Origin of the sequence: Bradyrhizobium sp. SZCCHNR1002, assembly GCF_032381435.1 — a bacterium.
GTDB classification, from domain to species: Bacteria; Pseudomonadota; Alphaproteobacteria; order Rhizobiales; family Xanthobacteraceae; genus Bradyrhizobium; species Bradyrhizobium aeschynomenes.
Genome location: NZ_JAUHIS010000009.1, coordinates 144,247 through 166,899 on the forward strand (window position 1 = coordinate 144,247; position 22,653 = coordinate 166,899).

The 22,653-nt window shown below is 65.7% G+C and carries 20 protein-coding genes; 6 read left to right on the top strand and 14 right to left on the bottom strand.

Annotated elements, in window-relative coordinates; translation table 11 throughout:
* Positions 1-3: 3 nt before the first annotated feature.
* From QX108_RS31240 to QX108_RS31280, 9 genes are all read right to left on the bottom strand, one after another.
* Positions 4-1,341: a sodium:proton antiporter gene (locus QX108_RS31240; protein WP_315786328.1), complete on the bottom strand. Its 1,338-nt coding sequence runs from the start codon at positions 1,339-1,341 to the stop codon at positions 4-6.
* Between the two features lie 94 nt (positions 1,342-1,435).
* Entirely contained in the window at positions 1,436-2,236 is an 801-nt protein-coding gene (locus QX108_RS31245) for an alpha/beta hydrolase (protein ID WP_315724633.1), read from the bottom strand.
* Between the two features lie 18 nt (positions 2,237-2,254).
* Positions 2,255-3,652, bottom strand: coding sequence for an NAD(P)(+) transhydrogenase (Re/Si-specific) subunit beta (locus tag QX108_RS31250; RefSeq protein ID WP_315786232.1), 1,398 nt, complete (start codon positions 3,650-3,652; stop codon positions 2,255-2,257).
* Between the two features lie 58 nt (positions 3,653-3,710).
* Complete coding sequence (locus QX108_RS31255) at positions 3,711-4,028, bottom strand: proton-translocating transhydrogenase family protein (protein ID WP_172109941.1); 318 nt, start codon at positions 4,026-4,028, stop codon at positions 3,711-3,713.
* Between the two features lie 11 nt (positions 4,029-4,039).
* Positions 4,040-5,167: a Re/Si-specific NAD(P)(+) transhydrogenase subunit alpha gene (locus QX108_RS31260; protein ID WP_315786235.1), complete on the bottom strand. Its 1,128-nt coding sequence runs from the start codon at positions 5,165-5,167 to the stop codon at positions 4,040-4,042.
* A 137-nt stretch (positions 5,168-5,304) separates the two neighbouring features.
* Complete coding sequence (locus QX108_RS31265; protein WP_172109943.1) at positions 5,305-5,457, bottom strand: aa3-type cytochrome c oxidase subunit IV; 153 nt, start codon at positions 5,455-5,457, stop codon at positions 5,305-5,307.
* A gap of 84 nt (positions 5,458-5,541) precedes the next feature.
* Positions 5,542-5,958 (bottom strand): type II toxin-antitoxin system death-on-curing family toxin, encoded by a 417-nt coding sequence (locus tag QX108_RS31270; protein WP_315724625.1) that lies wholly within the window; start codon positions 5,956-5,958, stop codon positions 5,542-5,544.
* Positions 5,955-6,179 (bottom strand): AbrB family transcriptional regulator, encoded by a 225-nt coding sequence (locus QX108_RS31275; protein WP_006612211.1) that lies wholly within the window; start codon positions 6,177-6,179, stop codon positions 5,955-5,957. The genes QX108_RS31270 and QX108_RS31275 overlap by 4 nt, the downstream gene beginning before the upstream one ends.
* 81 nt (positions 6,180-6,260) lie before the next feature.
* Positions 6,261-8,240, bottom strand: a complete 1,980-nt coding sequence (locus QX108_RS31280; protein ID WP_315786240.1) for a M3 family oligoendopeptidase — start codon at positions 8,238-8,240, stop codon at positions 6,261-6,263.
* Positions 8,241-8,360: 120 nt separating this feature from the next.
* On the opposite strand from QX108_RS31280, the gene QX108_RS31285 reads away from it, so the two are divergent.
* The 3 genes from QX108_RS31285 (at position 8,361) to QX108_RS31295 (ending at position 14,199) form a co-directional block, all read left to right on the top strand.
* Positions 8,361-9,860 (top strand): sigma-54 dependent transcriptional regulator, encoded by a 1,500-nt coding sequence (locus tag QX108_RS31285; RefSeq protein WP_315724619.1) that lies wholly within the window; start codon positions 8,361-8,363, stop codon positions 9,858-9,860.
* A 324-nt stretch (positions 9,861-10,184) separates the two neighbouring features.
* Complete coding sequence (locus QX108_RS31290) at positions 10,185-12,305, top strand: murein L,D-transpeptidase (RefSeq protein WP_315786331.1); 2,121 nt, start codon at positions 10,185-10,187, stop codon at positions 12,303-12,305.
* A gap of 271 nt (positions 12,306-12,576) precedes the next feature.
* The gene (locus QX108_RS31295; protein ID WP_315786244.1) at positions 12,577-14,199 is read left to right on the top strand and encodes a DUF882 domain-containing protein; all 1,623 of its coding nucleotides are present in this window, start codon (positions 12,577-12,579) and stop codon (positions 14,197-14,199) included.
* A 111-nt stretch (positions 14,200-14,310) separates the two neighbouring features.
* Here QX108_RS31295 and QX108_RS31300 read toward each other — a convergent pair whose 3' ends face one another.
* Together QX108_RS31300 and QX108_RS31305 are read right to left on the bottom strand one after the other, a co-directional pair.
* Positions 14,311-14,586: a DUF2312 domain-containing protein gene (locus tag QX108_RS31300; RefSeq protein WP_172109948.1), complete on the bottom strand. Its 276-nt coding sequence runs from the start codon at positions 14,584-14,586 to the stop codon at positions 14,311-14,313.
* A 255-nt stretch (positions 14,587-14,841) separates the two neighbouring features.
* On the bottom strand, positions 14,842-15,144 hold the full coding sequence (locus tag QX108_RS31305; RefSeq protein WP_315786333.1) for a DUF1244 domain-containing protein: 303 nt from the start codon (positions 15,142-15,144) through the stop codon (positions 14,842-14,844).
* A gap of 194 nt (positions 15,145-15,338) precedes the next feature.
* Here QX108_RS31305 and QX108_RS31310 point away from each other — a divergent pair, with 194 nt between their 5' ends.
* Together QX108_RS31310 and pyk are read left to right on the top strand one after the other, a co-directional pair.
* Positions 15,339-15,932: a DUF1036 domain-containing protein gene (locus QX108_RS31310; RefSeq protein ID WP_172109949.1), complete on the top strand. Its 594-nt coding sequence runs from the start codon at positions 15,339-15,341 to the stop codon at positions 15,930-15,932.
* A complete protein-coding gene (gene pyk, locus QX108_RS31315) occupies positions 15,929-17,365 on the top strand; it encodes a pyruvate kinase (protein WP_315724614.1) in 1,437 nt (478 codons plus the stop codon). The genes QX108_RS31310 and pyk overlap by 4 nt, the downstream gene beginning before the upstream one ends.
* Positions 17,366-17,370: 5 nt before the next feature.
* Here pyk and QX108_RS31320 read toward each other — a convergent pair whose 3' ends face one another.
* The 3 genes from QX108_RS31320 to QX108_RS31330 all read right to left on the bottom strand — a co-directional run bounded on the left by QX108_RS31320 (position 17,371) and on the right by QX108_RS31330 (position 21,252).
* Positions 17,371-18,981, bottom strand: coding sequence for a glycosyltransferase family 87 protein (locus QX108_RS31320; protein ID WP_315786247.1), 1,611 nt, complete (start codon positions 18,979-18,981; stop codon positions 17,371-17,373).
* 208 nt (positions 18,982-19,189) lie between these two features.
* Positions 19,190-19,864 (bottom strand): TetR/AcrR family transcriptional regulator, encoded by a 675-nt coding sequence (locus QX108_RS31325; protein ID WP_006612221.1) that lies wholly within the window; start codon positions 19,862-19,864, stop codon positions 19,190-19,192.
* Between the two features lie 161 nt (positions 19,865-20,025).
* Positions 20,026-21,252 carry a glycosyltransferase family 87 protein gene (locus QX108_RS31330; protein ID WP_315786250.1) on the bottom strand — a complete coding sequence of 409 codons (1,227 nt, stop codon included), beginning with the start codon at positions 21,250-21,252 and terminating at the stop codon, positions 20,026-20,028.
* Between the two features lie 189 nt (positions 21,253-21,441).
* Between QX108_RS31330 and QX108_RS31335 the strand changes: the two genes are divergently transcribed.
* Entirely contained in the window at positions 21,442-22,641 is a 1,200-nt protein-coding gene (locus QX108_RS31335; protein WP_315786253.1) for an alpha/beta hydrolase family protein, read from the top strand.
* Positions 22,642-22,653 lie beyond the last annotated feature (12 nt).

Genomic DNA, 22,653 nt, shown 5'->3' on the forward strand with positions numbered 1-22,653 from the left:
GCGCTAGTTGGCACTGAGCAGCGGATGAATCGGCAGCAAGGTCAACAGCACGAACAGCGGAATCAGGACCACGCCGGCTCGCAGCATGTAGCCGAAGAAGCTCGGCATCTTGATGCCCCGCTCATTGGCGATCGCCGCCACCATGAAGTTCGGCGCATTTCCGATATAGGTGAGCGCTCCCATGTACACCGCGCCCATCGAGATCGCCGCCAGCGTCCCTCCGAGCTGGCCCATCAGGACCTTGGGATCGCCGCCGGCGAGTTCGAAGAACAGCAGATAGGTCGGAGCATTGTCGAGGAACGCGGACATCAGGCCGGTGAACCAGAAATAGGCCACCTCCCGTGGCGCACCGGAGGGCGTCGTCACGGCGTTCAGCAGCCAGCCGAACGAGCCGTCGTGGCCCGCGTTCAGCATGGCGATGACCGGGACGATCGCCGTGAAGATCGCCGCGAACAGCTTTGCGACCTCGCGGATCGGCTCCCAATTGAAGCCGTTGGCCTCGCGGTGCTCGTCCGGCGTGAGCCACAGCGACAGGCCGGCAATGGCCACGAGGATGACGTCGCGGACGAGGTTCTGCAGCTCGAGATGGGTGCCGTAGACGTCGAAGGAGACGCCCGGCTTCCATGTTGCGGACACCAACGTGTTTGCGACGATCGCGGCGATCAGGACGACGTTGATGAGCCCGCGGACGCGCACCGGCTGCTTCGTCCCGGACGCTTCCGCCGCGGGCCTCTCCTGACGGAAGCGCCATGCGTCGATCGCGGCGAAGATCACGAGCAGCAGGCCGGCGACGATCGCCGTCTGCAGCCAGAGATTGCGTGTGGTCCAGAAGAAGTCGACGCCGCGCAGAAAGCCGACGAACAACGGCGGATCGCCGAGTGGACTGAGCGCGCCACCGACATTGGCAGCGAGGATGATGAAGAACACCAGCACATGCACATTGTGGGACCGCGTCAGATTGGCGCGGATCAGGGGGCGCACCAGGATCATCGCGGCGCCCGTGGTGCCGACGACGCTCGCGATGATCGTGCCGAGCGCGAGGATGGCCGTGTTGGTCGTCGGCGTGCCCTTGATGTCGCCGGTCACCAGGATGCCGCCCGCCACCGTGTACAGCGCAAATAGCAGCACGATGAAGCTGAGATATTCGGCGAGCAATGCATGGACGAAGGCAGCGAGCGCCGTGCCAGGCCCGGCATTCCAGGTCAAGGCCGCGAGCGTAACCAGAGCCCATGCCGCGGCGATCTTTCCGTAGTGGTGATGCCAGAAGCCGGCAAACAGCAGCGGACCAAGGGCGATCGACAGCAGCAATCCGGCGAACGGCAAGGCGAAGGGCCAGGTCATCGCGGCGCCGTTCAGTTCGGCGGCCATCGCCTGCATCGGCAGACCTGCAACGACCAGGACGGCGACCACTGCCGGCCAGCGCGCCGCGCGGACATCAGGGGCCGTCGATGAAGCTCTTGGCTGTCTCAGTCGCACCAAAAAAATCCAAATCATTATGTCCGCCGTCGGGAAACCGTACGAAGCGCTTGGGGTCATGCGCAAGTGCGAACAAGCGTTCCCCGAAGCGGATCGGAATCCCAGGATCCTTCGCGCCGTGCATGATCAGCAGCGGCACGTGCACCTTGGTGATGCGCTGGTCGGAATGGAAGCGGTCGCGCATCAGCAGGCTGACGGGAACCACCTTGAGCATGTCCGAGGCGACGTCGACGGTCGACGTATACGGCGCTTCGAGGATCAGTTTCGCGAGCGGCTGCTCTGCCGCAACAGCGGTCGCGACGCCGCTGCCGAGCGAGAAGCCCCACGCGACGATGCGCTGCGCCTCGTAGTGCTCCCGCGTGAAGGCATAGGCGGCTGTGGCATCCTGAAGCAGCCCCGGCTCGCTCGGACTCCCCGTCGATCCGGCATAGCCACGGTAGGACAGTGCGACCAGGCCAGTGCCGTCGGCCGTGAGTGCCTTGAAGCGTGAGACCACTCCGGCGAGGAAATCGCCATTGCCGGGGAAATACAACACGACCTTGCGGCCGGGCTGCGCCGGCACATGCCAGACGAGGACCTTCTCACCGTCCGCCGACGTCAGCACATGCTCTTCAGCCTGCGGAAAATCGGCGGCGTCCGGCGCCGTGCGGCCGACCGCAGGGATCGGAAACAGCATCGCACGCTGGCGCACGAACAGCACCGCCAGCACGGTGGCGTAGATCGCCACAACGACGATCAGGAGCCATTTCAGGACGACCATGACTCCCGACAGGATCGCCTACATGCCCTTGACGATGTTCTCGGTCATCTTCTTGGCGTCGCCGAGCAGCATCATCGTGTTGTCGCGATAGAACAGCGGATTGTCGATGCCGGCGTAGCCCGAGGCGAGCGAGCGCTTGATGAACATCACGGTGCCGGCCTTCCAGACCTGCAGCACGGGCATGCCATAGATCGGCGAGGTCTTGTCCTCCTCGGCCGCGGGGTTGGTGACGTCGTTGGCGCCGATCACGAACGCGACGTCGGCCTGGGCGAACTCCGAGTTGATGTCCTCGAGCTCGAACACCTCGTCATAGGGCACGTTGGCTTCGGCGAGCAGCACGTTCATGTGGCCGGGCATGCGGCCCGCGACCGGATGGATGGCGTACTTCACCTCGACGCCTTCCTTCTTCAGACTGTCCGCCATCTCACGCAGCGCGTGCTGCGCCTGCGCGACCGCCATGCCGTAGCCGGGGACGATGATGACCTTGGATGCGTTCTTCATGATGAAGGCCGCGTCATCGGCCGAGCCGAGCTTGGCCGGCTTCTGCTCACCCGTGCCGCCGCCCGCCGCAGCCGTCTCGCCGCCGAAGCCGCCGAGGATGACCGAGATGAAGGACCGGTTCATCGCGTGGCACATGATGTAGGACAGGATCGCGCCGGACGAACCGACCAGCGCGCCGGTGATGATCAGCGCCGAATTGCCGAGCGTGAAGCCGATGCCGGCGGCGGCCCAGCCGGAGTAGGAGTTCAGCATCGAGATCACGACCGGCATGTCGGCGCCGCCGATCGGGATGATCATGAGCACGCCGAGCGCCAGCGCCAGGACCGTGACCATCAGGAAGTCGAAGCCGCCGCCGGTCATCACCAGCCGCACGACGAAGAACACCAGCGCTGCGGCCAGCGCGATGTTGATGAGATGACGCGCCGGCAGCATGATCGGCGCACCGCTCATGCGCCCCGACAGCTTGAGGAAGGCGATGACCGAGCCGGTGAAGGTCAGCGCGCCGATGGCGACGCCGAGCGACATCTCGACCAGGCTCTGCGGATGGATGTTGCCGGGCGTACCGATGTCGAAAGCTTCAGGCGCGAAGAAGGCGCCGGCGGCGACCAGCACCGCGGCCATGCCGACCAGCGAGTGGAACGCGGCGACGAGCTCGGGCATCGACGTCATCGGCACCCGGCGCGCAATGACTGCACCGATGCCGCCGCCGATGGCGACGCCGAGGATCACCAGAATCCACGCGACCGCATCCGCGGGGGGATGGCCGGCCAGGGTGGTGGCGACCGCGATCGCCATGCCGGCCATGCCGAAGAAATTGCCCTGGCGGCTCGAGGCGGGACTCGACAGCCCGCGGAGCGACAGGATGAACAGCACACCTGCCACGAGATAGAGGAGTGCCGACAGATTGGCGTTCATTGCAGATGCCCCGTTATGCCTGTCATCCCGCGTCGTGCGGCGTTGTTAAGCGACGTTGTTATTTGGACTTCTTCTTGTACATCGCGAGCATGCGCTGGGTGACGAGGAAGCCTCCGAAGATGTTCACGCAGGCGAAGATCAGCGCGACGAAACCGAAGGCCCGCGCCAGACCGCTGCCGCTCGACAGCATGGGCACGCCGACCGCGAGCAGCGCGCCGACCACGATCACCGATGAGATCGCATTGGTCACCGACATCAGCGGCGTGTGCAGCGCCGGCGTCACCGACCAGACGACGAAATAGCCGACGAAAACGGCGAGGACGAAGATCGACAGCCGGAAGACGAACGGGTCGACGGCTTGGACGACATGTTCCATGGCTCTGCTCCTTAAGCCTTCGGCTGGAAGTTCGGGTGGATGATGGCGCCGTCCTTTGTCAAAGCCGTGGCCTTGACCAGCTCGTCGTCCCAGTTCACCGCCAGCGCCTTCTCCTTCTTGTCGATCATCGTCTCGATGAAGGAGAACAGGTTGCGGGCGTAGAGGCCGGATGCCGAAGCGGCGACCCGGCCGGCGAGGTTCGGGAAGCCGATGATCTTGACGCCGTCGATGTCGACGGTCTCGCCGAGCTTGACGCCTTCGATGTTGCCGCCGCGCTCGACCGCGAGGTCGACCAGCACCGAGCCGGGACGCATCGACTTCACCATCTCCATGGTGACGAGGCGCGGCGCCGGGCGGCCGGGGATCAGCGCGGTCGTGATGATGACGTCCTGCTTCTTGATGTGTTCCGCCGTCAGAGCCGCCTGCTTGGCCTGGTACTCTTTCGACATTTCCTTGGCGTAGCCGCCGGCGGTCTGAGCGTTCTTGAACTCCTCGTCCTCGACCGCCAGGAACTTGGCGCCGAGGCTTTCCACCTGCTCCTTGGTGGCCGGGCGAACGTCGGTCGCCGAGACGATGGCGCCGAGACGGCGCGCCGTCGCGATGGCCTGGAGCCCCGCAACGCCGACGCCCATCACGAAGAGCTTGGTCGCCGGCACCGTGCCCGCCGCGGTCATCATCATCGGGAAGGCACGGCCGAACGCCTCGGCGCCTTCAATGACGGCGCGGTAGCCGGCGAGGTTCGCCTGGCTGGACAGCACGTCCATCACCTGGGCGCGGGTGATGCGCGGCATCAGCTCCATCGCGAACGAGGCAATGCCGGCATCGGCCATCGCCTTCAGCGCCGCGTCGTTGCCGTAGGGATCCATGATCGCGAACACCAGCGCCCCGCGCCGGTAGTTCGCGAGCTCGGCAGCTTCCGGCCGCTTCACCTTGATGATGATGTCGGCGTCCTTGAGCGCGTCAGCACTCACCGTTGCGCCCGCCGCCGTGAATTCCGAATCCGGCAGGCCCGACTTGATGCCGGCGCCGGGCTCGACCGCGATCTCGGCACCCAACGCCTTGAACTTCTTCACCGTGTCGGGAGAGGCGGCGACCCGCGGCTCCTGCGGATCGATTTCCTTGGCGACGGCAATCTTCATGAGGCCTCCGGCGCGGATGCGCGCGCGAGCTTAAAGGGCGGGACGTCCATGGGCTTCAGCGTGACGCCGGTCCAGCGGTCGGCTGCGGCAGTCGGCTGAAGGCCCGCCGGCGGGATGCCGGCGGGCCCATAGCGACACTAAACGAGGAAAATAGCCATCAAGATGACGATGAGGGCGACGCCGATCGTTCCGTACTTCACCAGCTTGATGAAGCCCTCATAGGTGGCTTCATGCGCCACGTAGTCATTGCCGTCCGCCGTCGAGTAGGCGATCTCGCCATGGTTTGCCATCGGGGTCCCCCAGAGAAAATTGCTTTGTTAAGGTCGCATACCTCAAAGCCAACGCAAGGGCAACGGCAGGTATGCCAGAGAGTTTTATCGGTTTTTCCGATCGCCTGATTGGCCCGGCCAATTGTCGCGAATCCATCGCGTCAGGCTGGCCTCGCTGACCTCGCCGGCGGCGAGGGCGAGGATCATGGCAGTGGCCTGAGCCGGGTCCGGCGCAAACGCGATGTCGTTTCTGCGCAGAAACGTCATCATCGCCATGAACGCGATGCGCTTGCTACCGTCGACGAAAGCGTGGTTCTTGGCCAAGCCAAATGCGTAGGCTGCGGCCAGCTCGGGCAGCGTCGCCTGCTCGTAGCTCCATTTGTTGACGGGCCGTTCCAGAGCAGAGCGCAGCATGCCTTCGTCGCGCAGCCCCGGTGCGCCGCCGAACCGGCGCAGCTGACGTGCGTGGATCGCGACGGCCTGCTCATAGGTGATCCGCAGCGGCTCCCGCTGCTCGCTCATTTGGCGAGTGCCGCAAGCGTGTCGCGATACTCATCCATGAGCTCGTCGGCGATCTCCATCGTCCGCTCGAAATCCGGATCATAGGGCAGCGCCTGGAACCCGCCACCGGGCAGTTCCACGATGTGCAACTGCTGCCCGCGCTTGAGATCGAGCCGCTGCATCAGTTCGCGGGGCAACAGCAGACCGTCGGAATTGCCGATCTTCTTGATTTCGATCTTCATGGGTCAATCCACGGAAGAGAGGCGCGTTATACAGATGTATAACGCGCCTCTCTCGTTTCGTTCAACAAATGTTTTACGCTCCTACCCCATCGCCTCCAGCTCGTCGATCATGCCCGCGATGACCGACAGGCCGCCGTCCCAGAATTTGGGATCCTTGGCGTCCAGGCCGAACGGCTTGAGCAGCTCGGAATAATGCTTGGTGCCGCCGGCTGCGAGCATTGCCAGATAGCGCTCGGCGAAGCCGTCGGCGGCGTGCTCGTAGACGGCGTAGAGCGAGTTCACGAGGCAATCGCCGAACGCATAGGCGTAGACGTAGAACGGCGAATGGATGAAGTGCGGGATGTACATCCAGAAGTTCTCGTAGCCCGGCTTGATCTCGATCGCCTCGCCGAGGCTCTCGGTCTGCACCGACAGCCAGAGCTGGCCGAGGCGCTCGGCGGTGAGCTCGCCGTTCTTGCGCTCGGTATGGACCGCGCGCTCGAAAGAATAGAACGCGATCTGCCGCACCACCGTGTTGATCATGTCCTCGACCTTGCCGGCGAGCAGCGCCTGGCGCTGCCTGGCGTCGCGGGTCTCCGACAACAGCCGCTTGAACGTCAGCATCTCGCCGAACACGCTCGCGGTCTCGGCAAGCGTCAACGGCGTCGGCGCCATCAGCGCGCCGTTCTTGGCCGCCAGCACCTGGTGCACGCCATGGCCGAGCTCGTGCGCGAGTGTCATCACGTCGCGCGGCTTGCCCTGGTAATTCATCAGCACATAGGGATGCGCCGACGGCGTGGTCGGATGCGAGAACGCGCCCGGCGCCTTGCCCGGACGCACCGGCGCATCGATCCAGCTCTGATCGAAGAAGCGCTGCGCGATGTCAGCCATCTCAGGCGAGAAGCCGCGATAGGCCGTCAGCACCATGCTCTTGGCTTCGGGCCAGGCGATGGTCGCATTGGCGGCGAACGGCAGCGGCGCGTTCCGGTCCCAATGCGCGAGCTTCTTCTTTTTGAACCAGCGCGCCTTGAGCTTGTAGTAGCGATGCGACAGCTTCGGGTAGGCCGCGCGGACCGAGGAGACCAGCGCATCGACCACCTCGCGCTCGACGCGGTTGTTGAGATGGCGGGAGTCCGCGACATCCTGAAACCCGCGCCAGCGGTCCGAAATGTCCTTGTCCTTGGCGAGCGTGTTGGTGATCAGCGCGAAGGTGCGCTCATTGGCCTTGAAGGTCTTGGCGAGCGCCTCGGCGGCGGCCTTGCGCTTGGCGCCGTCGCGATCCTGCAGGAAGTTCAAGGTCGGCTCGATCGCGAGCTCCTTGCCCCCGACCTGGAAGCGCAGACCGGCGATGGTCTGGTCGAACAGCCGGTTCCAGGCGGAATAGCCGGTCTGCGACTTCTCGTGGAACAGCTGCTCGACACGGTCTTCGAGCTGATACGGCTTGTCCTTGCGCAGATCCTCGATCCAGGGACGGTAGTGGCCGAGCGCAGGTGTCTCCATCGCGCGTGCGATCACGGCGTCATCGATGCGGTTGAGTTCGAGCGCGAAGAACAGCAGATGAGTCGACGCAGCCGTCAGCCGCTCCGAGATGTCGCCGTAAAATTTGGAAATCGCCGGATCGACGCTGTCGCCGGCGTGCGCGAGACCCGCGAACGAGCCGAGCCGCCCCGCGAGATCGTCGATCGCCTCATAACGCCGCACCGCGCCTGCGAGCCATTCGCCGCCATCCTCGCGTGCGACATGCTCGGCGAGCTTGCCCTTGTAGTCGGTCTCAAACGCGACGCATTCGGAATCCATCTTCGCGAGATCGTGAGCGATCTCCGGCGCGTCGATGCCCATATAGAGGTCGCCGAGATTCCATTCGGGCAGCGCTCCGATTCCCGTCTTGGCCGCGACCGTCTTCTTCGCCGGCTTGGCAGACGATTTGGCCGCAGCGCCACGCAAGGATTTGGCGGCGGCGGGCTTCGAGGTTTTGGCAGCAGGCTTCTTGGCCGGCTTGCTAGCCGGCTTGGCCTTGGCGGCTTTGGAAGGAGGAGCGGATCTGGTGGGCTTGCGAAGGGCGGAAGAGGCGCGCGAGGTCATCGGATGGGTAACCTGTTGTTCGAACGTTTATCCCGATCAGCGAGGTTTAAGGTTGCGTTAATCGGCGTCGGCGAGAGTGCCCCGATTCGAGACAGATAGTCGTAGCGTGCAAGGAAAGCCATGGCTGCCAGCATTTTGATTGCCGATGATGATCCGGTTCAGCGCCGGCTGGTGGAGAACATGGTTCAAAAATGCGGCTACGAGGCGGTCGTCGTCGAGACCGGCGACGCCGTCATCGAGAAGCTGACCAATCCCGATGCCGCCCCGATCGACGCCATCGTCCTGGATCTCGTGATGCCTGGCCTCGACGGCATGGGGGTGCTCTCGAAGATGCGCGAGGCCGGGATCTCGATTCCGGTGATCGTGCAGACCGCACACGGCGGCATCGACAACGTCGTCTCGGCAATGCGCGCGGGCGCCCAGGACTTCGTCGTCAAGCCCGTCGGCATCGAGCGGCTGCAGGTGTCCTTACGCAACGCGCTGAATACATCGGCGCTGAAAGGCGAATTGCAGCGTATCCGGCACAGCCGCGAGGGGCGGCTGACCTTCGCCGACATCATCACCCGTGCCGAAGCGATGGCGCCGATCCTGCGCATCGCCGAGAAGGCTGCGGCGTCGTCTATTCCCGTTCTCATCGAGGGCGAGTCGGGCGTCGGCAAGGAGCTGTTCGCCCGCGCCATCCACGGCACCAGCGAGCGCAAGACGAGGCCCTTCGTCGCGGTCAATTGCGGCGCGATCCCGGACAATCTGGTGGAGTCGATTCTTTTCGGCCACGAGAAGGGCGCATTCACCGGCGCGACCGAGCGTCACATGGGCAAGTTCGTCGAAGCCCATGGCGGCACGCTGTTCCTCGACGAGGTCTCGGAGCTGCCGCTCACCGCCCAGGTCAAGCTGCTGCGCGCGCTGCAGGAGGGCGCCGTCGAGGCGGTCGGCGGCCGCAAGCCGGTCAAGGTCGATGTCCGCATCATCTCGGCGACCAATCGCCGCCTGCTCGACCGCGTCAAGGACGGTCATTTCCGCGAGGATCTGTTCTACCGCCTCCACGTGCTGCCGCTGACGGTCCCGCCCTTGCGCGCCCGCCGCGAGGACATCCCGCACCTGCTGCGGCATTTTCTCGCGCGCTTCGCCGCCGAGGAGAACCGGGCCGTTTCAGGCATCAGCGGCGAAGCCGTCGCCTATCTGACCCGGCTGGATTGGCCCGGCAACATCCGTCAGCTCGAGAACGCCGTCTATCGTGCCGTCGTCATGAGCGAGACCGACCAGCTCGGCGTGACCGATTTCCCGCTCATCCCGACCCACGCGCCGCCGGTGGATTCATTGCCGGCGCTGACGGTGGAGCGCCCACTCCATCCGGCGCTGCCCGCCATGGTGCCGGGTAGCGAAGTACCCATTGCTCCCTCGCCCCTGCCCTCGCATGGCAGCCTGGCGATGCTGACCGCGAGCGGCGACGTGCGCCCGCTGGAGGAGATGGAGCACGAGATCATCCGCTTCTCCATCGCCCATTATCGCGGCCAGATGTCCGAGGTGGCGCGGCGTCTCAAAATCGGACGCTCGACGCTGTACCGCAAGCTCGACGAGGCCAATGGCGAGACGCCTTCGACGGAATCGCCGCCGCTCTGATGATCGCCGCTGTCCGAAAAACGCCGCAAGGCTCGGCAATACTGGAACATCTGAACCGTTGCCTTGCGGTGACAGACAAAGGAAAAAACGCGTGGCACAAACGCACGATCGGTTTGGCCGGGGTTTCCCAAGAGTCAGTTTGTCGTGAGTTGTCCCGTGTGGCGCTGGCCGCAGAAAAGGGGCTTGGGTATCGTTTGGGCGTGAATCATTGCGTACCGGCGAGATCCATTCTCACGAGCGGTGCTTGAGCCGGAACTGGCGGGCAGCGATCGACCTTGTTACCGACCCTGTTCCTGGCGGGACAGATCATTCGAGGGATTGATGATGCGAGATTGTGTGACCAACCGTGGCGGATATGACCGCGTGCTGATGGCTGTCGCGGCAACCTTCCTCGCGGTGTCCGCGACCTCGGCCCTCGCCCAGGGCGACGCCCCTCGCAACAATGCTGCCGAACTGGCCATCGATGCGGCGATCCCGTTCCCTGAGCCGGCCAACGTGCCGCCGCCGACCGCCAGCGATTTCAAGCCCGACACCACCGCCACCGTCTCGCCTGCCCAGGCCAAGCCGTCCGAACCGACCACAAAGCCGCTCGACTCTGCGGCGGTGCCCGCGGCCGATCCGGCGAAGACCGTTGTCTCACCGCCGCCCGCCGCGGCCCCTGCGACTGCGACCGCTCCTGCGCCTGAACCGGCCAAGACCGCCAGCACCGTTCCCGCCGCCGACCAGCCGGTCGCCGATCGTCTGCGTGACCTGATCGCGACCAAGGCAACGAAGTATTTCGACCGCAAGGCCGAACGCGCCGCCGTCGAGAAGTTCTACACCGGCCGCGACTACGCGCCGATCTGGACCCAGGGCGGCAACCTGACCACCGCGGCCAAGGGCGTGATCGCGCGCCTGAAGGATGCGGCCTCCGACGGCCTCAATCCCGCCGACTATCCGGTGCCGGACTTTGCCGCCGCAGGCTCGGCGCCGGACGCACTGGCCGAAGCCGACCTCAAGCTCACCGAGAGCATGATGGACTATGCGCGGCAGGCGCAGAGCGGCCGCATGCATTGGTCGCAGGTGTCGGCGGACATCCAGTATCCCGAGCATCCGATCGACCCGAACGAGGTGCTGGCCAACGTCACCACCGCCAAGGATGCGTCGGCGGCGCTCGAGGGCTACAACCCGCCGCACAAGCTCTACAAGCTGCTGAAGGCCAAGCTCGCCGAGTTGCGCGGCGGCGCGGATGGGCCCTCCGTCCTCATCGACGATGGCGAACCGCTGAAATACACCCCCGCGCGCGGCAAGAACGCGCCGGAGGCCGAGGCGCAGATGTCCGATCCGCGCGTGCCGAAGCTGCGCGCCAAGCTCGGCCTCACCGAGAACGCCGACGACATCCGCTATGACGCCAAGGTCGCGGCCGCGGTGCGTAAATTCCAGGCGAGCGTCGACCTCAAGCCGACCGGCGTGCTCGACGACCGCACCGTCAAGGCGCTGAATACGCCGAAGCGGGACAAGCAGATCGACACCGTCATCGTCAACATGGAGCGCTGGCGCTGGCTGCCGCGCGATCTCGGCGCACCGTCGCTCGGCGACGCCTATGTGATCCTCAACGTTCCCGACTACACGCTGAAGGTCATGCAGCGCGGAGCGCAGGTGTGGACCACCCGCGTCGTGACCGGCAAGCCCGGCCAGCACGCGACGCCGCTGCTCAGCGAGACGATGAAGTTCATCACGGTCAACCCGACCTGGAACGTGCCGCCGTCGATCATCTACAACGAGTATCTGCCGGCGCTGCAGCAGGATCCGACCGTGCTCGATCGCATGGGCCTCAAGCTCGAGCGCGCCCGCGACGGCTCGATCCACATCTCGCAGCCGCCTGGCGAGGCCAATGCGCTCGGCCGCATCCGCTTCAACTTCCCGAACAAGTTCCTGGTCTATCAGCACGACACGCCGGACAAGAACCTGTTCGCCCGTGACGAGCGCGCCTTCAGCCATGGCTGCATGCGCGTGCAGTATCCGGATCAATACGCATCGGTGCTGCTCAACATCGCGATGCCGAACGAGCGCTACACCCCCGAGCGCATCCGCAGCATGTATGGGCGGAGCGAGATCGACTTGAAATTCCCGACGCCGATCCCGGTCAACATCACCTACCAGACCGCCTTCGTCGACGACGCCGGCAAGCTGCAATTCCGCAAGGACGTCTATGGTCGCGACGCCGCCATGATCTCGATCCTCAAGAACAGCCGCGGCAAGGATCTCGAGAACGTCGTCGCCCACGCCCAGCCGAACTATTCACGGCCGAAGGGTCCGCTGCCGAACGCGGTCAATGTCAGCGACAACAGCTTCTCCTCCGGCTCATCCGGCCCGAACTTCTTCGAACGGCTGTTCGGCGGCGGTGGACAACCGACGCCGCCTGCTCCGGTCGGACGCCCGTCGCGCCGGGTGTTCACCCGCTGATCGGGCCGCCGATCACGACCCAAATTTTCGTTTTGATATCAAAGGCCTCGCCCACCGGCGGGGCCTTTGCTTTGGGTTAACCACAATGATCAACCACGATTCGATGGCTCTTTTTCGCCACACTCAAGAGTATATGTTAAGGGTAATTGGGGGGCGGGTCGGTGAGTATCCTTTAACCATCCCGCCTTAGGTAAGCGTTTCCTCTCTCTTCCGCCGGACGGGCCGCAAGAGGGTATCTGAGTAAACGCTCGTCGACGGGGTGGGCTGCATCTTGCTGTCTGTTTTCGCGCGCCAATCGCGTTCGCTGCCCAGAGCGGGCTGGAACGCCGTCTGCCGCTACGGCCTCGCTTCCCTGCTCCTGCTGCTGGGAGCGGGCACCGTCCGTGACGCAGAAGCGCTCAACGAAACACGCACCCTGTCCTTCCATCACACCCATTCCGGCGAAGACCTGACGGTCACCTTCAAGCGCGAAGGCCGCTACGACGAAGACGCGCTGAAGAAGCTCAACCACTTCCTGCGCGACTGGCGCACCCAGGATTCGACGGTCATGGACCGCCGGCTGTTCGACATCCTCTGGGAGGTCTATCGCGACGTCGACGGCAAGCAGCCGATCCAGATCATCTCGTCGTACCGATCCCCCGCCACGAATTCGATGCTGCGCCGCCGCTCGGCGCATTCCGGGGTGGCCCGCCACAGCCAGCACATGCTCGGCCACGCCATGGATTTCTATATTCCCGGCGTGCCGCTCGAGCAGATCCGCTACGCCGGTCTGCGGCTGCAGCGCGGCGGCGTCGGCTTCTATCCGACCTCCGGCTCGCCCTTCGTTCACCTCGACACTGGCAACATCCGCCACTGGCCGCGCATGACCGCCGACCAGTTGGCGCGGGTCTTCCCGGACGGCAAGACCGTGCATGTCCCGAGCAACGGCGTGCCGCTCAAGGGCTATGAGGTCGCCAAGGCCGAGATCGAGAAGCGCGGTCCAGGCGACGATGCGTCATCCGGCCGCTCCAACCTGTTTGCCCGCCTGTTCCGCGGACGTCCGAGCGAGGATGACGAGGAGTCGGGCGAGAGCGAGAGCAAGGCTGAGACCAAGCCGGTCCAGACCGCCTCGCTGACCGCCAAAGCCGCCGACAAGGACAATCGGAGCGCCGACCGCTCCGCGGACAACAAGCCATCGACGGCTCGCGGCAAGATCGCAAACGCCCTGCAGCTGGCGTCGGCTGATTCGCAGGTCGCGCAGCCCATGGCCGGCAAGCCGGAGGCGAAGGCAGAGACCACGAGCGCGATCTCCGGTGTGCCGCGGGACGGCGCACCGCAAAGCGTCGCCGACATCATCAATTCGCGCGGCTTCTGGGGTGACAACCCCTCGACGCCCAAGCAGGCCACGCCCGAGCAGGTCGCCGCCATCACAGCGCGGCGGGCGCTGTCGGCGATCGACCAGGCGCAAACCGCGAGCCTGATGCAGGCCATGGCCTTCGCTCCCGCCCCTGCCGAGCGTGGCAACGGCACGGCGACGACGGCGATCCCCGTCCGCAACTCCCGTCCTGCGACCCGCAGTGCAGCTCCCGCCCCGGAGCCGGCCGCCAAAAGCGGGCAAGGTCAGGACGGATTGATCACCATGGCAACGCGGCTCGCGGCCTCCAAGGGTCCCGATTCGACCTGGATGCGCGCGATCATGCTGACGCCGAGCGCTTCGTCGTCGATGTCGGTCACGAAAATGGGCGATCCGGATCTGACCGTCATGCGCAGCTACTTCGTCAAGCCGCAGATCGCGCTGGCCATGAGCTTCGCCGCCGATCCGACCCCGGGATTGAGCTACGACCAGTTCACCGGACCCGCGATCATCAAGCTCGAAACCAAATCGTTCACGATGCGCGCAGCAGCGTTGCGCTGATCGAAGCCTGCACGCCCCGCACCTGACGTCCTTGAAACGAATGCCCCCGGGCGATCGCGCGCGGGGGCATTCGACGTCAGGGCAGGATCAGCCCGTTCACCGACCGACCGGTCAGAGCATGCCGAGCGCCTGCATGTAGGTCTCGAGAATGCTCTCTTCTTCCTGGCGCTCATTCGGGTCCTGCTTGCGCAGCCGGATGATCGTGCGCAGCGCCTTGACGTCGAAGCCGTTGCCCTTGCTCTCGGCATAGACGTCCTTGATGTCCTCAGAGATGGCCTTCTTCTCCTCCTCCAGCCGCTCGATGCGCTCGATGATCGATTTGAGCTGATCTACGGCGAAGCGGGTCGCGGGCGAGTCGTCGTCCTTCGCGGCGGCGGGGGTAGCCATCTGATACTCCTGAGTGGAACTGATGTGTCCGAGGAAGGCGCCCGGCAGGGCGCGCGTGTTGGCCGCGACCCTCAAAGCTGGCGTGCCCTGCGTCAAGCTGACATCGCCCTCATCCACAGTGCGCCCACATGTTGTTGGGCTGCACCGTCTGAAGCGTCTGCAAGCCGGCCGCGCGGCTTGCGTTTGGGCCGTCATCCTGCGCAGCGCACGATTCGCAGGCGCGAAGCCTTCGTCGCGCCTCGCCTTCGCCGAGCATCAATGGCCCGGGTGCACCTTCTTCATGGCCTCGAGCTGCTCCGCACTCGCTTCGCGCTGGTGCTTCGCCTTCCACTCGTCATAAGGCATGCCATAGACCGCCTCGCGGCTCTCATCCCTGGTCATCGGCACTCCCTTGGCGTCCGCCGCGTCCTTCAGCCAATTGGACAGGCAGTTGCGGCAGAACCCGGCCAGATTCATCAGGTCGATGTTCTGAACATCGGTTCTCGTTCGCAGATGCTCCACCAGCCTGCGGAAGGCGGCAGCTTCGAGTTCGGTTCGGGTCGTGCTGTCCATCGTCATCGCTTTGGTTCCCTGTTCCGCGCCGGGACGGTTGTCTGCTAAAGGATGCGGCATCGTCGCAGGTTTGGCCATATCGCAGCACCTTCATCGGCGCGAGCGCTCGACCGCATCCGCCTCGCCACGAAATCGCCTTGCCGTTGACAGCCGCAGCCAAGTCGCGCGACATCAATCATCGTTTGATATAGCGTCGCGCAATGATCCCTGAAACCTCCTCCATCTTGCATCGCATTCCCCGCCGCCCCGGTTTCGGACTGCTTTCGCTGCTTGGGCTCGTCGCGCTCTGTCTGTCATCGAGCCCTGCCGCAGCCGACTTCCGGCTTTGCAACAACACCTCCAGCCGGGTCGGGATCGCCCTCGGCTACAAGGACGCGGAGGGCTGGACCACCGAAGGCTGGTGGAACGTTTCCTCTCGCAGTTGCGAAACCCTGCTCAAGGGCACCCTCGTCGCGCGCTACTACTACATCTACGCGCTGGATTATGACCGTGGCGGTGAATGGTCGGGTCAGGCCTTCATGTGCTCGCGCGACAAGGAGTTCACCATCAAGGGCACGGACAATTGCCTGGCCCGCGGCTTCGACCGTACCGGCTTCTTCGAGGTCGACACGGGTGACCAGCGCGCCTGGACGGTGCAGCTGACCGAAGCCAATGAGCAGCCGGCGCAGCAGCGTGTGCCCGGCATTCCCGGCACCCTTGGCCCTGGCGGCAACATGCCTGGTCTGCCCAACGGCCCGCAGGGCACGCCGCCCGCAGGTTCCGGCCTGCCCTCGGGGCAAGCACCCAAACCATGAGACGACTGCGCCGCATCAAGATCCTCGCCACGCTCGGTCCCGCCTCCTCGGACAGCGCGATGATTCGCAAGCTGTTCGAGGCCGGGGCCGATATTTTCCGGATCAACATGAGCCATACCCCGCACGACAAGCTGCGGGAGCTGGTCACCACGATCCGCAGCGTCGAAGCGAGCTATGGCCGGCCGATCGGCATCCTGGTCGATCTGCAGGGACCGAAGCTGCGGGTCGGCACCTTTGCCGGCGGTCCGGTGCAGCTGAACAACGGCCAGAGCTTCGTGCTCGATTCCGACAAGACGCCGGGCGATGCGACGCGGGTTCACCTGCCGCATCCGGAAATCCTGGCAGCCCTGCAGCCGGGCCACGCCCTGCTGCTGGATGACGGCAAGGTGCGCCTGATCGCCGAGGAGACCTCGCCAACCCGCGCGGTCACGCGCGTCGTCATCGGCGGCAAGATGTCGGACCGCAAGGGCGTCAGCCTGCCCGATACCGATCTGCCGGTGTCGGCGATGACCCCGAAAGACCGGGCCGATCTCGAAGCGGCGCTGAACATCGGCATCGACTGGATCGCGCTGTCCTTCGTGCAGCGCGCCGACGACGTTCTGGAGGCCAAGAAGATCATCCGCGGCCGCGCCGCCGTGATGTCCAAGATCGAGAAGCCGCAGGCCATCGACCGGCTCAACGACATCGTCGACGTCTCCGATGCGCTGATGGTGGCGCGCGGCGATCTCGGCGTCGAACTGCCGCTGGAGCGGGTCCCGGGCCTGCAGAAGCAGATGACGCGGCTGGCGCGCCGCGCCGGCAAGCCGGTCGTGGTCGCGACGCAGATGCTGGAATCGATGATCCAGTCGCCGGTGCCGACGCGCGCCGAGGTCTCCGACGTCGCCACGGCGGTCTACGAAGGCGCCGACGCCATCATGCTGTCGGCCGAATCGGCTGCCGGCAAATATCCGGTCGAAGCGGTCTCGACCATGAACCGGATCGGCGAGGAGGTCGAACGCGACGTCGTCTACCGCTCGGTGATCGCAGCTCAGCGCCCCGAGCCGGAGTCGACGGCGGGCGACGCCATCGCGGAAGCCGCACGCCAGATTGCCGAGAACCTCGATCTGCCGACCATCATCTGCTGGACGTCGTCAGGCTCGACCGCGATCCGCGTCGCGCGTGAGCGGCCGAAGCCACCGGTGGTCGCGATCACGCCCAATCTGGCGACCGGACGACGATTGTCGGTGGTCTGGGGCGTGCATTGCGTGGTGGCGGAAGATGCGCGCGACCAGGACGACATGGTCGAGCGCGCCGGCGCGATCGCCTTCCGCGACGGCTTCGTCCGCGCCGGCCAACGGGTCATCGTGGTCGCCGGCGTGCCGCTCGGCACGCCCGGCACGACCAACATGGTGCGCATCGCCTATGTCGGGCCGTCCAGCGAGGCCAGCCTCTGAGCTGATCAGTCGGCCCTGCTGCCCGGCTTCAGGCCTGCAGTCGGCGCCGCAGAGATCGCGCCGGGCACGACCGGACAGGCCATGATGTCGGTGCCGTCGACGCCTGGAATGTGCTCACAACGGCGGGACTCGTCGATCCTGAGATCGTAGTCGGCCAGCAGCTCGAGCCGCGGCGGATAGTCCGCCCGGCTGTTGGCGAAGTACAAGGCCCAGATGCCGCCGGGCAGCGGCTCGGACAGGCCGCTGCGGATGCGGCGGTCGAGCACACCTCCCGGGACGATCGGGACCACGATCTCCGACAGCTGATAGAAGCGCGAGCCGGCCGGCAACAGCGGGACGAGGTAGCCGAGCGGCTTGTGCAGCATCAGGAACGCCGCCGGCCGCTGCAGGGCCGCCGCAAGCCGCGGCTGATACGGATCGGACCACGGCCTGCGCGTCCAGTCGCTGGGCTGCGAGGCGAGCGCAATGGCCAGCGCGCTGGCGACGGTGACGGCTTGCACGCCTCGCGACGGCCCCTCCGGCGCGCCCCGTTCACGCCATGCATCGATCAGGCGCGTCAGCAGCAGCACGATCAGCGGCGCCGCCAACAGCTCGAGCGGAATCAGATAGCGCTGGATCGAGAACGCCTGCATCCACAGGGCATAGCTGACCCAGCCGAAGACGATGAAGCGCCGGTCGCGCAGCGACAGCACCTCGCGCCTTTGCCACAGGCCGGTGACGATGACCGCCATCAGCAGCAGGATAACGACGGCAAAGCGCGGATCGCGGAACGGCGATTCCGACGAGGGGTGCCGGCCGATCGCCCAGTAGAACGGATAGGCGAGCGCATCGAGCACGCCTTGCGGCATGAAGCGCGTATCCGCGATGGAGCCCAGCGGCGCGTCCGGCGAGCGAAAGATCGAATTGTAGAACGGATAGAGCGGGCTGCCGAAATCGCGCGCCATCTTCAGCGCCCACGGCCCGGCCGTGAGGATGCCGGCGAGCGCGCTGCCCGCGGCAAAGCCGAGGATGGCGCGCAACGGCCTGGCGACCAGCAGCAGCGACACTCCGGCGCCGATCAACAAGGTGGCGTTGGTGAGCTTCAGCCCGGTGGCGGCGCCGATCAGCAGTCCCGCCAGCACGAAGCGCCGGCCACGCTCGTCGTCATCGCTGAATATCAGCCCGAACCCGGCAAGGATCGGGATCGCGGTCAGGATGTCGGCGAAGCTGGTGCCGACCTCGGACAGGGCCATGGGACTGAAAGCTGCAATGGTCACGGCCGCGGCGATCGTGACGGCATCGGCGGTCCGTCCGAGCAACAGCCGCGTGATCCACCAGATGAGCGCGAGATTCAGCCCGTGCAGCGCGCCGAGGGCCAATCCCCACCAAGGCGCCGGCAGTCCGTGGCGGAGCAGATAGGGCAGCAGGTAGATCAGCGGATTGAGGAAGCTCTGAAAGCCGCCGGGCGCGGCGTCGACATCGAAGCGGCCTTGGACGAGCGCGACCCCCGCATACTCGTGGTAGTTCTGCCAATCCCAGTTGATGTCCTCGCCGGCGACATAGGCATAGAGGGCACCGGCGCCCGCCGATCCGGCGATCACGAGCGGCATCGCCAGTTGTTTGCGTGCGATCGACATCGGTCGTGAGATGCGCCTGGGATTGCAGCCGCGGCAGCCGTCCCGGCGCCGCCTCCGACCATGGCGGCGAGGCGTGAATCCTTGCTTAAGCGCAGCCGGCCGCGGCGCTAAAGCGCGATGAGATCAGGGCGAATCGTCATCGCGCTCCAGATTGTCGTTTGCGCATGATGTTTTCGGAAAACCGCTGCGCAGTTTTCCGGATCATGCTTCAGGCGCCGACCAGGCTCTTGACCGGCAGCACGGCCTGCACCACGAGGCCGCGGGCGCGGGCATCCATCACACCGACCGCGCGCAGCGCCAGCAAGGTGACCGCCTGCACGGTGTCCCGGAGCTTGGCGGGATCGTCCAGCGTGTCGGTCGCGAGCGGCCCGACCAGGGCCTCGTGCAGCGCGCCGAGCAGTGCAGTCGCCGCCAGCTGAGTGTCCTGCGCCGGAAGATGGCCGGCACGGACGGCCGCGTCGATGCGCGAGGCGATCTCGCCGACGATCTCGCGGCGGCTGGCGATGCGCGACGCCGTCACGTCGACGTCGACCGGCTCGGCCAGAATGCCCCAGGCGAGCTTGCGCTGGGACAGGACGTGGACGGCGACCGTGGAGACCGCCGCGGCCAGCGCCGAGGACGGACCAGGCGCCGCGTCGGCGGCACGCCGGACCGCCGTCAGCTCGTCACGCGAGACCTCGGCGATCAGCTCGGAGATCAGATCGGCCTTGGAGGGAAAATAGCGGTAGACGGTTCCGGCAGCGACGTTGGCGCGGACCGCGACGGGGGCGATCTGAACGGCCGACATGCCCCCTTCGGCCGCGGCTTCGCGGGCAGCGGCGAGAATCGCGCTGCGGCGGGCCGCCAGCCGCTTCACGACCTGATGGGTTCGCCGGTAGACCATGGCGTTTCTCGTCCCGGACGCGTTCGTCCAGGAAACGCCCGGCGAACGCTGGTTCAGTGTTTTTGGAGGATCCATCCTCGCAAATGGCTCAGAAGAACTGAACACTTGTTCAGGAAAGAAGACAAGGGGAATCATGCCCCTCCGCTACGGCAGCGGCACGGTCAGGCCGCAGCGAGCACGGTCTCTGAAGGCAGCGGCTGCCGCCGCCACCATGTTCCGGCCCTGGCCAGCACCAGGGCGCCCGTCATCAAATTGGCGACCAGGCCGAGGGGAATGCCGGTGAGCATGAAGGTGATCTGGAGCGCCGCGATGCATCCGAGCACGGGCAACTCGTAGCGGCGGAAGCCCTCGCCGAGCCCGATACGCACCAGCCACGCCACCGCGATCGCCTGCACCATCATGTCATACATGAACAGATAGGGGGTGGTCAGCAGCAGCCCGACGGCGAGCGCCGCCGCCTTCAGCGAGTAGCGCACCGGGCTGCGCCACAGCGTCACCAGCACAACCGCGACCGCAGCCGTCAGCACCCATTGGAAGGCCCAGCCGAGCGCCTCCGAGCCACCGAAATAGCGTACCAGCGAGAACAGGCTCTGCAGCTTCCACCAGGTCGCCTTGCCCTCGGTCAGGAAGGCCTGCGAGAACACCGGCATCCAGTGGATGAAGGCCTGCCAGCTCTCGAGCCCGAACGCCATCCAGGAAGCGAGCGCCAGCACCATGGCGGTCACGCTCGCCGAGACGAAGGCGGTCCAGCGCTGCGTGGCGATCAGCACGACCGGAAACAGCAGACCGTATTGCGGCTTGTAGGTCAGAAGCCCGAGGCAAATGCCAGCCAGCACCGGCCGCACTGGCAGCCAATACAGCGTGCCGCCGACGAGAGCCGCCGTCAGACAGCCGTTCTGACCCACGAGGGTGTTGGAGAACAGCGCCGGAAAGCCGGCCGCGAGCACGAGGCCGAAGCCGCGGCCGACGATCGCGCGCATGACCAGCGCGTATGGAATGAAGCTCGCATAGGCCCAGCCGGCGAACGCGACGATGTAGGGAAACTGCGCCAGAAACGCCGCGACGAACAGGAATGGCGGCGGATAGTGCCAGGCGAAATAGCCCGGAAAATCCTGTCGCAACAGATCGAGCTCGATCTGCCGCTGCACGTCCCAATCCCACGCCAGCGCCGGCTGGCCCTGCAGGGCGAGCTTGCCGGCCGCCCAGACGTTGACGAAATCGGTGGGGATGCCGAGCCCATCCGCACCCCAGATCCAGATGCCGGACAGCAGCCCCGAGGGGAAGAAGGCCGCATTGATGCAGGCGAGCGCGAAGCACACGGCAAACAGGCTCGCCGGAACAGCACGACGCTGCGATGAGATCGCGGCGGCATCCAAATCGTCGGCCATCTGACCCTCGCCCGCGCCGACCCGGGCGCATTCCCGATCGAGACATAGGCCTGGAGGCTTGAAGAAGGCTTAAGCGGGGCTTGCCCTGGCTGACGCGGACGATGCCGGCCGTACCGATTATTTACGCGCGCTCTGTAGCAAAGAGCTCCGGCGCAACTGACGGTCGGCCCCGCAGGAGTTCTCAAGCCCATGCTTCGAATCATCATCGCCCTCGCGCTCTGCCTGGCCTGGCCGGCGGCAGGCTCCGCCCAGGACAAGGCCGCGGTACGCGTCACGTCAGATGTCTCCTACGAGTACCTGGCGCGCTGGGACGTGGAGCGGCTGAACAAGATCCTGACCGTGGACACGCCGAGATTCGCCGGCATCACGGTCAGCTACACACCGGCCCGCAACGCCGTCCGGCTCTACCGCGTGACCTACGCGTCCGTCGTCCCCGAACGCGGCAACAAGCCGATCAGCGCGACGGGACTGCTGGCCGTGCCCGAGATCAGCGACACGAGTCTGCCGATGGTGTCGTATCAGCACGGCACGGTTTACGGCAAACAGGAGGTGCCGTCGTTCCCGGAGCAGTCACCCGAGACGCAGCTGATGATCGCGCAGTTCGCCGGCCAGGGCTATCTGGTGATCGGCGCCGACTATTTCGGCATGGGGACCTCGAGCGAGCCGGAAGGCTACATGGTCAAGGGCAGCCATCAGCAGGCGACCTATGACATGCTGCGCGCAAGCCGGGCCGTGCTGAACGATATGCACCTGACGGCCACCAGACTGTCGATCGCCGGCTGGTCGCAGGGCGGCTTCGTGACCATGGCCTATCTGGAGAAGCTCGAAAGCGCCGGCGTGCCGGTCGCGGCGGCGGCGACCGCAAGCGCGCCGGTGGACGTGTTCGTCGCGCTCAATGGCTTCCTCAGCTTCCCGCGCAGCAACGACGCCTCCTGGGTCAACTCGCTGTTCATCCTGTCGGCGTTCGCCTTCGAGAACTACTACGCCGTGCCGGGCCTGGCGCGCTCGGTGATCAGCGACAGCTCCTACGAGGTCGCCCGCAAGGCCTATATGCGCGAGCCCTTCAACGTCGCCGATGTCCCGACCGATCTGCACAAGCTGCTGAAGCCGGAGTATTTCGACGCGCAATATTTCGCGGCGTCGGCCTATGGCCGCCTGGTCGCGCAGACCCAGGCCTATCGCTGGATCATCAAGACGCCGGTGCGCAACTATTATGGCGAGACCGACGAGGCGATCTCGACCGGCCTCGGCCGATTGGCGATGACCTACCAGCAGGCGATCGGCGCGGGCAACACCAAGGTCGAGGCGGTGTCGACCGGACCGACCAGTCATCGCGGCACGTTCGCGACCGCCGTTCCGCAATGGAAGGCCTGGTTCGACAAGCCCTGACCAGCAAGCGAC

Excerpts from the sequence above, each read along its gene's own strand:
- QX108_RS31240 (WP_315786328.1), bottom strand. The coding sequence starts at position 1,341 with ATGACCTGGCCCTTCGCCTTGCCGTTCGCCGGATTGCTGCTGTCGATC.
- QX108_RS31245 (WP_315724633.1), bottom strand. The coding sequence starts at position 2,236 with ATGGTCGTCCTGAAATGGCTCCTGATCGTCGTTGTGGCGATCTACGCC.
- QX108_RS31250 (WP_315786232.1), bottom strand. The coding sequence starts at position 3,652 with ATGAACGCCAATCTGTCGGCACTCCTCTATCTCGTGGCAGGTGTGCTG.
- QX108_RS31255 (WP_172109941.1), bottom strand. The coding sequence starts at position 4,028 with ATGGAACATGTCGTCCAAGCCGTCGACCCGTTCGTCTTCCGGCTGTCG.
- QX108_RS31260 (WP_315786235.1), bottom strand. The coding sequence starts at position 5,167 with ATGAAGATTGCCGTCGCCAAGGAAATCGATCCGCAGGAGCCGCGGGTC.
- QX108_RS31265 (WP_172109943.1), bottom strand. The coding sequence starts at position 5,457 with ATGGCAAACCATGGCGAGATCGCCTACTCGACGGCGGACGGCAATGAC.
- QX108_RS31270 (WP_315724625.1), bottom strand. The coding sequence starts at position 5,958 with ATGAGCGAGCAGCGGGAGCCGCTGCGGATCACCTATGAGCAGGCCGTC.
- QX108_RS31275 (WP_006612211.1), bottom strand. The coding sequence starts at position 6,179 with ATGAAGATCGAAATCAAGAAGATCGGCAATTCCGACGGTCTGCTGTTG.
- QX108_RS31280 (WP_315786240.1), bottom strand. The coding sequence starts at position 8,240 with ATGACCTCGCGCGCCTCTTCCGCCCTTCGCAAGCCCACCAGATCCGCT.
- QX108_RS31285 (WP_315724619.1), top strand. The coding sequence starts at position 8,361 with ATGGCTGCCAGCATTTTGATTGCCGATGATGATCCGGTTCAGCGCCGG.
- QX108_RS31290 (WP_315786331.1), top strand. The coding sequence starts at position 10,185 with ATGCGAGATTGTGTGACCAACCGTGGCGGATATGACCGCGTGCTGATG.
- QX108_RS31300 (WP_172109948.1), bottom strand. The coding sequence starts at position 14,586 with ATGGCTACCCCCGCCGCCGCGAAGGACGACGACTCGCCCGCGACCCGC.
- QX108_RS31305 (WP_315786333.1), bottom strand. The coding sequence starts at position 15,144 with ATGACGATGGACAGCACGACCCGAACCGAACTCGAAGCTGCCGCCTTC.
- QX108_RS31310 (WP_172109949.1), top strand. The coding sequence starts at position 15,339 with ATGATCCCTGAAACCTCCTCCATCTTGCATCGCATTCCCCGCCGCCCC.
- pyk (WP_315724614.1), top strand. The coding sequence starts at position 15,929 with ATGAGACGACTGCGCCGCATCAAGATCCTCGCCACGCTCGGTCCCGCC.
- QX108_RS31320 (WP_315786247.1), bottom strand. The coding sequence starts at position 18,981 with ATGTCGATCGCACGCAAACAACTGGCGATGCCGCTCGTGATCGCCGGA.
- QX108_RS31325 (WP_006612221.1), bottom strand. The coding sequence starts at position 19,864 with ATGGTCTACCGGCGAACCCATCAGGTCGTGAAGCGGCTGGCGGCCCGC.
- QX108_RS31330 (WP_315786250.1), bottom strand. The coding sequence starts at position 21,252 with ATGGCCGACGATTTGGATGCCGCCGCGATCTCATCGCAGCGTCGTGCT.
- QX108_RS31335 (WP_315786253.1), top strand. The coding sequence starts at position 21,442 with ATGCTTCGAATCATCATCGCCCTCGCGCTCTGCCTGGCCTGGCCGGCG.